Origin of the sequence: Stenotrophomonas sp. T8 (genome assembly GCF_051853085.1) — a bacterium.
GTDB classification, from domain to species: Bacteria; Pseudomonadota; Gammaproteobacteria; order Xanthomonadales; family Xanthomonadaceae; genus Stenotrophomonas; species Stenotrophomonas sepilia.
Genome location: NZ_CP195329.1, coordinates 3842629 through 3858450 on the forward strand (window position 1 = coordinate 3842629; position 15822 = coordinate 3858450).

Consider the following 15822-nt stretch of genomic DNA (forward strand, 5'->3'; position numbering starts at 1 on the left):
TTTTCCCCAGTCCTCAATTCTAGACCCATCCGAGGTGAGCTCCTTGACGACGGCCGGATTGGTGAGCTTCCCGCCTGAGATTGGAATTTCTCGCGAGGACCCTACGGCCTCCTTGGTTAGCGCGTTGCCTCCTCGCGTCAGAATTCCAGCTTCTTCATAAGCAGTTGGGTTGAGAGCCTCAGAGCATCTGCCGGGCGGCCCGCAGCGCCCGCCCGAATAGCACTTTCGCCAACTTCTATTGCGTCGACACCAGCATTCTGCACCGACTTCAGGATCTCCTCAGACCGAAGCACACCTTGCTTGGTCGCAGTGCCGGCAATCTCCGCACCCACTTCACCAACGATCTTCGCTCCAGGCAACCGCACCGGGATCAGGAACGACGCTGCGCCGATGGCAGCACCATTGCCGTCGCCCTTGGCTACGCTGGCGATCACGGTACCAGCGGCGCCAATGTCGCCACTGAAGGTCCCCATCATCGTCCAGCCGTCACCTCCCCGGATCTTCGTTCCGCGCAGGTTGTTCAGATCATAGAATTTGAGCTGCACGTCGTCCTTGGATACGCCGGAGGACAGCAGGGATCCGATGACCTGCCTGTACAGTGCATCGTCGTTGAGCAGCTCGTTGCCATAGAGGTTGAAGTTTTTGTATTCCGCCTCCGTCGCGCCGAACCCGTATGCCCCGCCCATCTTGCTCAGGAAGTCAGTGGCTTCCAAATCAACGTTCTCGATGCCCACCAATCGGGCGACCTTTGCATCAACACGCGCGGCACCTTCCGTGGTCAGCCTGCGTACCGCCTCTGCTTCGCTGATACCTTCCTGGGCGGCGAACGGCAGCATTCATGTTGATCCACTTCACCTCATCCGGGTGCAGCTGCCGATTGAACCGGTCCCCGGTCACGGCAATGTTGGCGCCCGTGCTTCCACCCAGAGCCCCACCCACCATCGCGCTGCCCACTTCCATCAGCGACTGGTAGTCCTCCCAGCTCAGGCTGCCCTTGTTGCTCTCGAGGAATTCGGAGATCGCGATCTTGGCCTTCTCCGCACCGGCAGCACTCACCGCGCCCTTCAGTGCATCGGCCCCACCCAATGCGGCCATCGCCGCACCGGCCATGCCGTGCAGCAGCGCGCGGCCGTTGCCGCCGTCGGCCCAGAACGCCTTGCCTTCTTCGGTCTCCGCCTTCTGGCTCAGGTAGCCGCCCAAGTCGCCGACACCCTTGAACAGCAGCTGCCCGCCCAGCAGCATCACCTCGGCGCGCTCCTGCATCTTGCGCAGGTCAACGGCCGACAGCGCGCTGTTCAGGTCACCGGCAGTGGCGACGATGCTGAAGTAGCCCTGGCTGCGGATGGTGCGGTCCACCGCCAACTGGTCGTCGCTGGTCTGGCTGGCACTGGAGCTGGAGGAACCGATGCCGATGTGCAGGCTCACGCCGTCGGTGGCGTCGGAAGCCCCTGCTGCATGGCGTCGCCCACGCCAGCGGCGACATTGGCCGCTAAGGCGACATCGACGAGCTACTACATCACGATCTCAAACTGCGATGGCCGCAGTGCAACCTGTACAGTTGAGGCGCCATGCTCGTCGCAAAACTCAACCTCATAGGCCTCCTCTGGCTCGGAGAAGAGGGCAACCACTACCCCGGTACTGCCACGACAAATCTCCTCCGAAGGAATGTCTTCTAGCAGGCGCACGACATCATTTGTTTCCACAGGCATATAAACTACCTCGAAGGCGCACATCTGATCTAGTTCAGACATCATTCTCGCTCTCAATGCATCTCCCGCCTCGTCAAAAGTCCAATTCTGCGGAATGCCATGGCGAAGTGCATAGTCCAGATCACTGGCAGAAAAACTGAAGGATCGCAGCTACGTTTTACGCAAAGCCCATCATCGACACTTCAAATCAGGCTCAAATATAACCATGGCCTCTGAATTTTAGCCATAGATATCAAAGACAACGCGGACTCCCGCCTCTGAACCATCCCGTACGACCTCGCGAAAGGGGAAATGCGACCATCCCTTTACGGCAGCGGGATCATGGCAAGGTTCGTAACACACTCTAGTTGAGAGGTGCCGTCCGGCTGGAGACCATAAACCCATTACGCGTGAGCGCACAGCACCCACCAGCACTCCAAAAGTGAAAGCAAGGCTCAAGATCAATATTGATTTCAAACAGCGGTCCAGCAATATACCAAGCCAAACAATAATCAGCAGCCAACCCATAAAGCGCCTCAAGCAGGGCGTACATCTGATCTGAATCAGATACTTTGCTCGCCCTCAATGCATCTCCAACCTCATCAAAAATCCAGTGCTGCGGAATGTCTTGGCGAAGCGCAGAGTCCAGATCATCGGCCAAAACAAATATCACAATCGCACCAGCACAGATCTCGGAGATCTCTACATCACCGATCTCCCTTCATATTGACGCCTGCGCGCTCAGCCATTCACGCCCAAGCCGCACAATTCCATCTCTAGATGCAAATGATGCGAGCAAAAGATAAAAAGAGTCCTCGATCGCCCCGGATGAAACTACTTGCGCAGCCCTAAATGCAAGAATATGAGTAGATCTACACCGCCCCCAGAACAAGCCTATTAAAACGTTCAAGTTCCGAAGGACTTACATCCTGATACTCACAATTCAATCCCGAACCACAAACAAAGCCGATACGTTCACTATATGCGGCATATACCGAACCAGAGCTATCCACTGATGAGAACACATCCAAGGAGGGGCTACTCAGTTCCGATCCACACCAGGAAATGATTGCGCCCCCCTCAACAAACCATTCCAGTGATCGCCTAATGCATATCAACCACTCGTCCTCATCAGGCCAGGAATTTATCTTAACTTCGGCGGACAAATTGCTCATACCTTGCCCCTCCCACTCCCTGAATCTCACATCGACGCGACCACTCCATATGTCCTCAAACGAGGCGCTATTCTTGCCAAATTCGCCAATCGAACCACAACTCCAATACCCGTAGAAAATAATTCCGCACACCTCCTCCTGATAAACAACACGACCAGACTGGTCTGGAATGGCCCAATATATTCCGAGGCTGTCTTTCGTTATCATAGTCCGAAATTCTTGATCTGCTGCGGGGATGGCTTGATCGCTGTAACAATATCTCCAGCCGCTATCTTGCCGCGAGGCTCCTTCGCCACAAAGATAACAACGTCCTCTCCGTTAATTTTCCCATAAAAGCCTTTAACCGGCTGCCCGCCTTGAACCATTACGTGATCAAAAGTTTTTATTGGTTTTGTAAGAATAGCCCGCCCAATATCCTGAAATGCCTGCCGAGCGGCTTTTGACCCAGAATTCTCCGTAATTATTCCAGCTTCAATCAAATGCCTGGCAGAGTGATCAATTCGACCGATGTTGGAGAGCGGCAGATTTACGACATCATTAGCGAATGCTACATGCCCTTCTTTGGCAGCTTCGCTAGCCGCATTCTGTACCGACTTCAGGATCTCCTCAGATTTGAGCACACCCTGCTTGGTCGCGGCCCCGGCGATCTCCGCGCCCACTTCACCAACGATCTTCGCCCCAGGCAACCGCACCGGGATCAGGAACGTCGCTGCGCCGATGGCAGCACCGTTGCCGTCGCCCTTGGCTACGCTGGCGATCACGCTACCAGCGGCGCCAATGTCGCCACTGAAGGTCCCCATCATCGTCCAGCCGTCACCACCCCGGATCTTCGTTCCGCGGAGGTTGTTCAGATCATAGAATTTGAGCTGCAGGGCATCCTTGGATACGCCGGAGGACTGCAGGGATCCGATGACCTGCCCGTACAGCGCATCGTTGTTGAGAAGCTCGTTGCCATAGAGATTGAAGTTGTTGTACTCAGCTTCCGTCGCGGTGAACCCGTACGTCCCACCCATCTTGCTCAGGAACGCGGTTGCTTCGAGATCAACGTTCTCGTTGCCCACCAACCGGTTGACCTTTGCATCAACACGCGCGGCACCTTCCGTGGTCAGCCTGCGTACCGCCTCTGCTTCGCTGATACCTTCCTGGGCGGCGAACGCGGCAGCATTCATGTTGATCCACTTCACCTCGTCCGGGTGCAGCTGCCGATTGAACCGGTCCCCGGTCACCGCAATGTTGGCGCCCGTGCTTCCACCCAGAGCACCGCCCACCATCGCGCTGCCCACTTCCATCAGCGACTGGTAGTCCTCCCAGCTCAGGCTGCCCTTGTTGTTCTCGAGGAATTCCGAGATCGCGATCTTGGCCTTCTCCGCACCAGCAGCACTCACCGCGCCGTTCAGCGCATCCGCACCACCCAATGCGGCCATCGCTGCACCGGCCATGCCGTGCAGCAGCGCGCGGCCATTGCCGCCGTCGGCCCAGAACGCCTTGCCTTCCTCGGTCTCCGCCTTCTGGCTCAGGTAGCCGCCCAGGTCGCCCACGCCCTTGAACAGCAGCTGCCCACCCAGCTGCATCACCTCGGCACGCTCCTGCATCTTGCGCAGGTCAACGGCCGACAGCGCACTGTCGGTATCAAACCCGGTCGCGGTCCGATCAAGACCGGCCAAGGCACTCTCATTGCCATCGCGCACCACCACGGTGCCGGCGGCGATGTCCGAGTGGGTGGTGCTGCTGTCGTTCTTCTTCGTGCCGCCCAGCAGGCTCAGCCCCGCGCCGGCCGCGCTCCCCAGCGGGTTACTGATGCCACCGCCGCTGCTCATACCGGTGCCGATGCCACCGCCACTGGTCTTGGCGCGGGATTCGTTCTCGATGTCGACAACGGTCAGGCTGCCGGTATCCAGGCGGTTCTTCGAGGCATCGGCGGTGCTGCCGATCACGCCGCCTTCCAGGTGTGTGTTGCCGCCTACGGTGATGTTGAAGCCACCGTTGCCGGCAACGATGCCACTCTGTTCCTGCACGCTGCGCAGGTGGCTCTCGACCTTCTGCTGGCCGATGTTGACGCTGCCGCGGCCGCTAGGGATGCCCTGAACAAATCCCGAGACGGGCCATTGAAAGCTGATGGACGGGTGTCGCTGCGCTGTACGTCATTGATTTTCCGTCCCGTCAGATGCGCAGCGGGCCGCAAAAGTGATCGCGCCAGACTAGGGGCGGAATTGTTCAGAGGATCCCTAGCTTCTACATGTTTCTCACCCTTGTTATTTCCCTCTTAGCCATGACCCTATTTTTCTGTGAAACTTTTTTGTCGAAGGCAACAGAATTCAAGTCATCGATAATTAGTTCAACGTCTTGCTTAGCCAAGAATGGAACCCAAGAAAGCGCCAACCCTATCCAGTAGTCAGAGTCATGATTCAAGCCAATTTGAACCAAAAGAGGATATGGGAAATTCCGACCCAAATCCGAAATTACATTTTCAAATGGAAACTCAAGAAGAGTAATCGCACGCCTGAGCGCCTCCTTTCCCTCAAGGGAAAATGATACTGATGGCCCCTCAAGTCGCCACACCCCCATCCCGTCACTAAAAATGACGAGACCGTTACCCAGGATTTTTTTCTCCGGCGGAGTATTCATAAATTACATTCCAGCACCATGCTTAATATCAATCCCATAATTTTTCATTGCCTGTTCAAACTGAGCGCGAACCTCCGGACTCCAGTTCATCCAGTAGTGCCCGCTATGCTCATTGGTTATTATCTCGCCATTCTTGCCCCTGGAGAACATGCCCCCTACTAGCTCCTGGGGGTTCCCACCAATACTAGCGCCCAGCTGCTCATGAGGGGAGCCGCCCAGATTCGCCTTAGGCTTACCCACTGCAAATTTGTTTGTTTTCGGATCGAAAACAAACTCGATCGCCTTACTTCTTGTGCCAGGGAAATAGTTTTGGATTGCTGTAGACGATACAGAGCCCGGCTCCAAGGCTAGAACACCATCTACCGGGCCAGATCCCTTCCAGCTCGGACTACTCTTAACTGCTCGCTCAGTCGTCTCAGCCGCTGCATTCTGCACCGACTTCAGGATCTCCTCCGATCTGAGCACACCCTGCTTGGTCGCGGCCCCGGCGATCTCCGCGCCCACTTCACCAACGATCTTCGCTCCAGGCAACCGGATCGGGATCAGGAACGACGCTGCGCCGATGGCAGCACCATTGCCGTCGCCCTTGGCTACGCTGACGATCACGGTACCAGCGGCGCCAATGTCGCCACTGAAGGTCCCCATCATCGTCCAGCCGTCACCACCCCGGATCTTCGTTCCGCGGAGGTTGTTCAGATCATAGAATTTGAGCTGCAGGGCATCCTTGGATACGCCGGAGGACTGCAGGGATCCGATGACCTGCCCGTACAGCGCATCGTTGTTGAGAAGCTCGTTGCCATAGAGATTGAAGTTGTTGTACTCAGCCTCCGTCGCGGTGAACCCGTACGTCCCACCCATCTTGCTCAGGAACGCGGTTGCTTCGAGATCAACGTTCTCGTTGCCCACCAACCGGTTGACCTTTGCATCAACACGCGCGGCACCTTCCGTGGTCAGCCTGCGTACCGCCTCTGCTTCGCTGATACCTTCCTGGGCGGCGAACGCGGCAGCATTCATGTTGATCCACTTCACCTCGTCCGGGTGCAGCTGCCGATTGAACCGGTCCCCGGTCACCGCAATGTTGGCGCCCGTGCTTCCACCCAGAGCACCGCCCACCATCGCGCTGCCCACTTCCATCAGCGACTGGTAGTCCTCCCAGCTCAGGCTGCCCTTGTTGTTCTCGAGGAATTCCGAGATCGCGATCTTGGCCTTCTCCGCACCGGCAGCACTCACCGCGCCGTTCAGCGCATCCGCACCACCCAATGCGGCCATCGCTGCACCGGCCATGCCGTGCAGCAGCGCGCGGCCATTGCCGCCGTCGGCCCAGAACGCCTTGCCTTCCTCGGTCTCCGCCTTCTGGCTCAGGTAGCCGCCCAGGTCGCCCACGCCCTTGAACAGCAGCTGCCCACCCAGCTGCATCACCTCGGCACGCTCCTGCATCTTGCGCAGGTCAACGGCCGACAGCGCACTGTCGGTATCAAACCCGGTCGCGGTCCGATCAAGACCGGCCAAGGCACTCTCATTGCCATCGCGTACCACCACGGTGCCGGCGGCGATGTCCGAGCGGGTGGTGCTGCTGTCGTTCTTCTTCGTGCCGCCCAGCAGGCTCAGCCCCGCGCCGGCCGCGCTCCCCAGCGGGTTACTGATGCCACCGCCGCTGCTCATACCGGTGCCGATGCCACCGCCACTGGTCTTGGCGCGGGATTCGTTCTCGATGTCGACAACGGTCAGGCTGCCGGTATCCAGGCGGTTCTTCGAGGCATCGGCGGTGCTGCCGATCACACCGCCTTCCAGGTGCGTATTGCCGCCTACAGTGATGTTGAAGCCACCACTGCCGGCAACGATGCCGCTCTGTTCTTGCACGCTGCGCAGGTGGCTCTCGACCTTCTGCTGGCCGATGTTGACGCTGCCGCCGCTGCCATACACGAAGGTGCCGCCAGCCTGGGTCTGCTTGCTGGCGTAGTCGTCGGTGTCCTGCTCGCTGATGATGGACAGGTTGCCGCCGATGCTGGCCACCACCTTGTCACCACTCAGCTGGGCACCCTGCAGCGTGGTGTCCTTGCCACTGATGACGGTCAGGTTGCGGTCGGCGTCCACCACGGTTTCAACATGCGTGGTGCCGTTGCCGCTGCCCTTGCCCTTGGCGGTGCTGGCCGACACGTACCAACCGGTCTGCGCGCCGATGCTGAAACCGATCTCACCGCTGCCGCTCTTGTTCTTCGACGACTGCGTGTGGTCTTCCGCTTCGCTGCGCAGGGTGATGTTGTCCCGCGCGGCCAGCGCCACGTTGTCACCCTTCACCTGGCTGCCGATGATGTTCAGGTCACCGCCGGTGGCGACGATGCTGACGTCGCCCTGGCTGCGGATGGTGCTGCCCACCGCCGACTGGTCGTGGCTGGTCTGGCTGGCACTGGAGCTGGAGGCGCCGATGCCGATGCGCAGGCTCACGCCGTCGGTGGCGCCGGAAGCGCCTTGCTGCATGGCGCCGCCGACGCCAGCGGCGGCATTGGCCGCCTGCACCGCGTACAGCGCCTTCAGGCGATCATCCTGCGCATTGCCGGCCGCCTTGGCCGCACCGTAGGCGGCCAGGGCGGCATCCACCACACCGCCGGTCAAGCCGACGTTGATACCGGCACTCTTCTGCTTGGTGCTCTGGTGTACGTCAGTGGTGCCCTGTGCCGCGTCGATCACCACCTGCCCGCCCACCAGCTGCGTACCGGTCTTCGACAGCACGTCCGAACCGGTGATGTGCAGCGTGTTGCCGGCGCTCAGGTTGACCCGGCCATCGGTTGAGCCGATCAGGCTGCCCTGTGGCGCGCTCTGCTCGATCTCCAGGCCCTTTTCCAGCTTGCTCTGGCCGATGGTCAGGTTGAAGCCACCACCGCCGAACACGCCCGAGCGCTTGACGGTCTTGTCATGCTCTTCGCTGTGCGTGGAGGTGGCCGTGCCGATGGTGAGGTCGCGGGTGGCGGCCACCACCACATCACCGGTGGCAGCCACCTGCGCCGCCTGCGCGACGACGTCACGTCCGGCGCCGATGGTCACCGTCTCGCCGCTGAGCGTGGTGCCCACCACCAGACTGTCCCGGGTTGCGTCGTAAGTGGTGGTGGTCTTGCTCGACAGCAGGCCCTTCTTCCTGCGCGTGGTTTCCTGCTCCCAGCTGTGGTCCTCCTGCGCCGCCAGCAGGTTCACGTCGCGCGTAGCGGCAATGCTGATGCCGCCGTCGGTGCTGCCCACCTGCGTGGCAGTGAGGTTGGCATCGCGCCCGGCCACCAGCGCGATGTCACCGCCGGCCTGCAGCGAAGTGCCGTGCACGGTCTCGTCCATGCTCTGCGTGGTCTGCGAGAAACGCTTGCCACGGCTCTGCTGCTGGCTGGTGTTGGTGGTGGTTTCGGCCTGCAGGTTGAGATCGCGCCCGGCCACCACGGCCAGGCCGTCGCCGGCCTTCAGCTGCGCGGCCTGCAGGTTCACGTCCTGCCCGGCCTGCATGCCCAGCGAGCCAGCGGCCTCGATGCCGCTGGCGTTGAGGGTTTCGCGCGTGTAGCGGTTACCGCCCCAGCCGCCCTGTTCGGTGGTGGTCAGTGCGTTGAGGCTGATGTCGTTGCCGGCCGTGGCATGGACGCTGCCGCCGGCCTTGGCGGTCACTGCCGTCAGGTTCAGATCGTGGCCGGCGTCCAGCGACAGGCCGCCGCCCACGTCCAGCGTGGTGCGACGCAGGCTTCCATCACCCTGCATCTGCGTGGTGAGGTTGAGGTCGCGGCCGGCCTCCAGCGCCGCGTTGCCGCGGGCACGGGTCTGCGAACCGACCAGTGCCAGGTCACGTCCAGCTTCCAGCGCCAGGCTGCCGCCGCTGCGGATGCTGGCCACGTCGATGCCGCTGACACTCTTCAGGTCGCGGCCGGCCACCAGGGCCACGTTGCCGCCCTGGATCAGGCCGCTGTTGTTGAGGATGTCCTCCACTGCGGTGATGCGGGCATTGCCGCCAGCGGAAATGCCACCACGGTCGTTGAGCAGGCTGCCGGTATCGATGGTCAATCGATCATCGGCGCGGATCATGCCCTGGTTGGACACATTGCCGGCGCGGATCTCCACCGACTCGCCGGCGATGGCGGCGCCCCCCAGCTGCAGGCGGTTGGCGGTGGCCTGGGACAGGTACACCACCGGCACCAGCACCTTCTGCCCGTCCACTTCCTGGGCGACCATCCACACGATGTCTTCGTTGAGCGCGGCCACCTGTTCGGCCGACAGCGCCACGCCCACGCTCAGCTGCTGGCGCGCGGCTTCGCTCACGCCGGCATCCATCATGGCGCGGTACTGGCCCATGCCATCGCCCTGGTCGGCATCCAGGTAGCGACGCCCGGTCAGGCCGGTGATCTGTTCCATCACCAGGCGCTGCTCGTAGAAGTCGTCACCCATCCGACGCAGCTGCTTGTCGGGGTCCAGGTTCAGGCGCTGGAACATGTAGTCCGAGCCGATCCACTGCCCGAAGTTGGCGAAGCGCGGATCGGTTTCCACCAGCCAGCGCTGGTTGCCCGGATTGACCGTGTACAGGCCGCCACTGGGCAGCGACAGGCCCGGCAGCGGATTCTGCGGGCTGCCCACCACCTGCGGCGGCGGCACCGTGGTGACACGGCCAGGGCCCGGAGAGCCGGTATCACCGGCCGTGCCCGCACCCTGCGCCTGCGCGCTGGCAGGCCCGGTGGCCACGCCCTGCTGTGCACCCGGTGCGCCAGCATTGCCGCCGACCGCGCCGGCGCCCTGCTGCTGGCCCAGTTCGGGTGCGTAGGCGTTGTTGCCCTGCCAACCGGCAACGTCCAGCGGTGTGCCACCGCTGTGCGCGGTGACCACGGCGTTGTTGACCTCGCGCGCTTCGATCTGCACCTTGCGGCCGGCGGTGATGCTGGCATTGCCGCCGGCCAGCGTGACCTGCTTGGTGACCGTGCTGGTGCCCAGCGCGCGGCTGCCGCCATAGATCTCGAAGTCGCAGCGGCTGGGGCAAGGCCGGTAGGTGTAGTCGATGGTCGACGTGCGCTGGACCACCTTGTAGCCGGCCAGCGCCTCGTTGTTGACCACGCCGGCCCAGTCATTGGGGTCTTCGCTGTTGGACGAGCCGCGGCCGTTGATCGAGAGGTTGCGACCGGCGGCGATGGCCGAGTTCCGGTTGTCGACCGAGCCGCCGGACATCTGCATGTCGCGACCGGAAATCAGCTGCGATGCCGCGCTGGCGGCAATGACGGTGGTGCCTTCCAGCACCAGATCCTTGTGCTCGGTCCAGACTTCCAGCACGGCACAGTCGCCCGGGCACAGCTTGCCCGGCGGTGCGGGGCCGTCGATGCCGTCGACCCTGAACGTCCCGCTGTCCGGGTCGGCAGCGCCTTCGTTGCCGCTGTAGACCTTGTGCTGGGTGACCAGCACACGACGCTCGTTGGCCACGCCCAGTGCAGCCAGGATCAGATCGTTCTCGGCCTGGATGCGCCCGGAACGGTTGCGGATCTGCTGGGCGTTGCCGCCGTTCCAGCCCTGCAGGCGGATGTCGCCCAGGCTGAAGAGCTCGCCGTCGAGGTTGTCGATGTAGTTGGCATACAGGTTGATGCGGCCGGTGGCCGCCATCAGCCCTTCGTTGTAGTCGCGTGCGACCAGCGTGTCGCCCAGGTCGCGGCCGTTGGTGATGCGCGAGGCGCGCAGTTCCAGCGCGTTGCCCATCACGGTGCCGGTGTTGGTGATGTTGGCAGCCGACACCTCCACCGTATCGCCGTCCACGCGACCGGCATTGCTGAGATCGCCGGCCGTACTCAGCGCGACACGACCACTGCCATTGCCTGCCGTGGCGTTGAACTGCCCACCAGCGGTGTTCTCGATCCGCGCCGCCGAGACTTCAAGCGTGCCCTTGCTCTCCAGGCGCCCCTGGTTGACCAGTGCGCCAGCCACGTCCAGCTTCAGCAGCCCGTTGCTCTCCAGGCGCTGGCCGTTGCCATGCACGTAATCGCCCGCCAGCGTCAGGCGCAACTCGCTGCCGCCGAACAGGCGGCCGATGCCACTGAAGGCCTGCAGGCGTGCGCCGAGTGCTTCATAGGCGCTGATCTCGCCGCCGCCATTGGCCAGGCTGCCCAGCGTCAGCTGGCTCTGGCGACTGAGCAGCCGGCCGTTGCTGTTGTCCAGCGCGGCAAGATCCAGGCGCAGCAGGTTGCCTGCGCTGAGCTGACCACCAACGTTGAATACCTGCGCGCCTGCGCGCTCCAGGTACAGGGTATTGGCGGCGTGGACCATGCTGCCTGCGTTGTCCAGCGATGCGGTCTGCAGGCGCAGGTCGGTTCCGGCCACCAGCTTGGCCTGGCCGCCTTCGGCGCCGTTGTCCACGCTGCCTGCGGTCAGCGTCAGCGCACCACCGGTGCTGCCCAGGGTGCCGCCACGGTTGTCCAGCGCAGCGGCCGATTCCAGCGACAGCTGCCCGGTGCCGTTGGCCACGATGCGGCCGCCACGGTTGCCCACTGAGGCAGCGCGGATGTTCGCCAGGGCCCTGTGCTTCGATGTTGCCCTGGCTGTTGTCCAGTGCCTGGCGGATCTGCAGATCCAGCGAGGTGCCGCCGTGGACCAGGCCACGCTGGTTGGCCAGCGCACCGGCCACGTCGAGCGCGAGTTCCTGGCGGGCGTACAGGTTGCCATCCACGTTGCGCAGGTCGCCCGTGCGGCTGGTCACGCGCGCATTGCCCTCGGCGCCCAGCAGGCCATTGCTGTTGTCCAGCTGGGAGGCCAGCACCTGCAGCTGGCCGGCGCCACGCTGCACGATGGTGCCAGTGCGGTTGTCCAATGCCCCGGCAGCGTCCACGGTAAGGTTGCCGCCAGCATCGAGCCGGCCACCGGTGTTGACGATCTCCGTGCCGGCTACGCGTGCCCCGCTGCCTGCGGTGAGCGTACCGCCGCTGTTGTCGAGGCGACCGGCAACGGCCACGTCCGCCTCGCCGTTGCCGACGATCAGGCCTGCATTGCTGTTGTCCAGCGTGCCGGTCTCGATCTTCAGCACACCCGTGCCCGCATGCTCGATGCGGCCACCCTGGTTCAGCAGCTGCGCAGCCTTCAGGTGGACACTGCCAGCATTGGCGGCGATGCTCCCGCCGGTGTTGCGCAGGGCACCTGTCAGGCCAAGTTCAAAGGGATCGGTGCCGGTCTGCAGCAGTTCGCCGGCGCTGTTGTCCAGCGCGGCCGCCAACAGGCCGATGCGCGTGCCCTGCAGGCTGCCCGCATTGCGCAGCAGGTCGGTGGCACGCAGGTCGAGCAGACCGATGGCGGTCAGGCTGCCGCCGATATTGCGCCACTCACCGCTGCGCGCCTGCGCCAGCAGGGTGCCACCGGACCAAACCTGGCCACCCTCCAGCAGCAGGCTGTCGCCCAGCAGGTGAACCTGCTGGCCGGCGTTGATCTGGCCGGCGTTGCGCAGCTGCTGACGCGCATCAAGGGTGACGCTGCCGGTGCTGCCGACCTTGCCGTCGGCCAGCAGGCCCGCCACGATCACGCCGCTGTTGTCGATCTGCCCCGCCCGCAATTCGATGTCACCCGAGGCCAGCACGCGCCCGCGATTGCTGGCCTGGGCGGCCTGCAGCGTGACCGTGCGCGCCTGAACGTTGGCCGCAGTGCGCAGTGCCTGCGCAGCCTGCAGCGACAGCGCGCCGCTGGCGAACAACGCCGCCTGGTTGTCCAGGTCGCCGTCGCTGCGCACCTGCAGATCAGCGGCGCTGTCGATCGTTCCCTTCAGCGTCACGCCGGCATCGGCGGACAGCACGACGCCCTGCTGCGCAAAGACCTTGCCCGACTGCTCCAGGCTGCCGCCCGCGTGCGCGGTCAGTGTGCCGGCTGCCAACGTGCGCCCGCCCAGCACCAGGGCCTGGTCACTGCTGAGCTGCACGTTGCCACGCTCGCTGCCCAGTTCACCCTCGCTGCGCAGGGTCCGGCCCCGCACCTGCAACGCCTGGCCGGCCACCAGGCTGCCCTGGTTGTCCAGCGAGTCGCGCACGGTGACATCGACATCGCTGACGCCATAGAGGTCGCCACGGTTGTCGATCACATCGGCCTTGGCCGTCAGTGCTCCCTTGGCGAACACGTTACCGGCGTTGTCCAGCGTCACCGCATCCAGCTGCAGCGACTGCGCACTGGACAGGTTGCCGCCGGCGCGGTTGTGCAGCGCGTCGGTGCGCACGTCAAGCGCGCCATCGCTGGCGATCACGCCGGCATTGTCCAATGTGGTGGTGCGCAGCTGTGAGCGGTCGCGACCGTAGATCACACCACTGTTGCTCAGCTCAGTGGCGCGCAGATCCATTGCCTGCTGGCCATGCAGGCGACCGTCGTTGATGACCTTCTGCACGTCCACGGCCACCACGCGTGCCAGCGCCGTGGCGGCCGCCTGCTGCCGCAGAACGCTGCCCTGAAGGGTCAGGGTGCCGCCGGCTTCAAGCCGGTTGCGGTTGTCGAGCGTGGCAACGGACAGACGGGCATCGGCTGCGCTGCCGATGATGCCGGCGTTGTCCAGCACATCGGCGTCGACCTGCAGGCCCTTGCCCCCCTGGATGCTGCCGGTGGTGCCATTGTCGATGCGTGCGTTGGACTTCAATGCCAGCAGGTCCACCGCCTGCAGCGTGCCGCTGTTGCGCAGACGATCGACCGCCAGCGCGGCCTGGCGGGCCTCAAGGGTGCCTTGGTTGTCCACGCCGCCGGCAGACAGTTCCAGCGCCTGCTCCGAGAGGATGCGTCCGGCGTTGTCCAGCTGCTGGCGCGCCTGGATCTTCAGCAGCCCGCCCGCAGACAGCTCGGCACCCTTCAGCTGGGTGATGCGGTCGGCCGCTGCACGCAGGTTGGCACCGGCACCGATGATGCCCTCGTTGTCGATGCTGGCCGCATCGAGTTCGACGTCGGCGTCGCTGTACAGCTGGCCGGCGTTGTGCAGCTGCGCGGCCTGCATCCGTACGCCCTGGTTGCCCAGCAGCAGGCCGGCGTTGTCCACCTGGCGGGCCTGCACGTCCAGCGCCTGTGCGCCCAGGCGCGCGCCCTTGTCCTGCGCCAGCGTGTCGGCGCGCACGGCAAGCCCGGCGCCTGCGGTCACCTGTGCATGGTTCTGCACCTGTGCGGCAGCCAGCGCGATGCTGCCCGCGCTCTTCGCCGTGTCAGCCAGGGTCAGCGTGCCACTGGCGTCCAGCTGCATCTGTGCGGCCTGCGCGCTGCCGGCCAGGTCCAGATTCTGGTTGGCGCGTACGGCCAACGCAGCGCCCGCCGACGTGGAACCGGCAAGCGACGCCTGCCGGGCACGAATCTGAAGATCTCCCTGCGCGTACTGGGTACCGTCGGCCTTCAGGTCACCGTCGGTTTCGATCTGCAGGCGGCCTGCAGCCGCCGTGCGTCCGCTCAGGCGGACATCGCCGGCCTGGGTCAGGATGAAGTCGCCTGCGTCGGCCACCATCTGGCCCGTGCTGCGCACACCCACGCCGGCCTCGGTGCCGACCAGGCGGATCTTGCCTGCGTACATGCCACCGAGGGCGGCAACATCCAGGCCGAACTGCGGGCGTTCGCCTTCTCCGCTGATCGCCTGCGTCGCCAGGGTCTGGGCATCGATCTGGTTGGCGCCGGTGACCACGTTCACCTGGCGCGCCCAAAGGCCCGCGTTGAGCTGCACGGCGCGCGCCAGCAGGTCGACGCCTTCCAGGTTGCCGGCATCCAGGCCGTTGCCTTCCAGGCGGATCGTTCCGCGGGACACCCGGAACGCAGACAGGCTGCCATCGTTGCCGAACACCGGGGTGCCGGTGGTCAGCGTGCCACGGGTGGTATTGATGAAGCCGCAGCCATCGCAGGTGATGCCATTGGGGTTGGCGACGATCACCGCCGCCGAGCGCCCCGCCACCTCGATGTGGCCCTGCAGGCGCGATGCGTTGGTGGATGTCACCTCGTTGAGGATCAATCGTGCCGACTGGCCCGGCTGCAGATTGCCGTTGCCCTGGATGTAGCCACCCAGCTGGGTCTGCACGGTGCTCGCGCTGTTGTTGAGGATCTGCCCCTCGCGCCCGACGTTGTAGTCCTGGAAGCGGTTGTGCGATACGCCGCCCGCGTTGGGCTGGTTGATCTGGATGACCGGCACGCCGTTCGCCGCCTGGTCGGCCCGCGCCTGCTCGCCGGCCTGTACCTGCACCTGGGCAAACGAGCTGCCCGGGGCCAGGAACGCCAGTGCCAGGGTGGCGCTCGCCATCGCGGTGCGCAGGCGCGTGGCCCAACCGGCGCCCGAAGTGGACAGGGACAGACTGCGGAATACGTTCTTCATGCCAGGTGCTTCCATCAACCCAGGGGGGAACTGCACACAC

7 protein-coding genes and 1 pseudogene are annotated in these 15822 nt (G+C 63.7%); all 8 read right to left on the reverse strand.

Annotated elements, in window-relative coordinates:
- Positions 1-137: 137 nt before the first annotated feature.
- Positions 138-836: a hypothetical protein gene (locus ACSDHM_RS17855; RefSeq protein WP_227837140.1), complete on the reverse strand. Its 699-nt coding sequence runs from the start codon at positions 834-836 to the stop codon at positions 138-140.
- A complete protein-coding gene (locus tag ACSDHM_RS17860) occupies positions 754-1425 on the reverse strand; it encodes a hypothetical protein (protein ID WP_227837138.1) in 672 nt (223 codons plus the stop codon). The genes ACSDHM_RS17855 and ACSDHM_RS17860 overlap by 83 nt, the downstream gene beginning before the upstream one ends.
- A gap of 86 nt (positions 1426-1511) precedes the next feature.
- Positions 1512-1754, reverse strand: coding sequence for a DUF4926 domain-containing protein (locus ACSDHM_RS17865; protein WP_198422618.1), 243 nt, complete (start codon positions 1752-1754; stop codon positions 1512-1514).
- A 298-nt stretch (positions 1755-2052) separates the two neighbouring features.
- Positions 2053-2349 carry a hypothetical protein gene (locus ACSDHM_RS17870; protein ID WP_439426464.1) on the reverse strand — a complete coding sequence of 99 codons (297 nt, stop codon included), beginning with the start codon at positions 2347-2349 and terminating at the stop codon, positions 2053-2055.
- 717 nt (positions 2350-3066) lie between these two features.
- Complete coding sequence (locus ACSDHM_RS17875; protein WP_439426465.1) at positions 3067-4878, reverse strand: hypothetical protein; 1812 nt, start codon at positions 4876-4878, stop codon at positions 3067-3069.
- Between the two features lie 217 nt (positions 4879-5095).
- Positions 5096-5488: a hypothetical protein gene (locus ACSDHM_RS17880; protein WP_143592555.1), complete on the reverse strand. Its 393-nt coding sequence runs from the start codon at positions 5486-5488 to the stop codon at positions 5096-5098.
- A 3-nt stretch (positions 5489-5491) separates the two neighbouring features.
- The gene (locus ACSDHM_RS17885; RefSeq protein WP_439426466.1) at positions 5492-11950 is read right to left on the reverse strand and encodes a hemagglutinin repeat-containing protein; all 6459 of its coding nucleotides are present in this window, start codon (positions 11948-11950) and stop codon (positions 5492-5494) included.
- Between the two features lie 127 nt (positions 11951-12077).
- Positions 12078-15797 (reverse strand): annotated as a pseudogene (locus tag ACSDHM_RS17890) (two-partner secretion domain-containing protein); the annotation flags it as partial.
- Positions 15798-15822 lie beyond the last annotated feature (25 nt).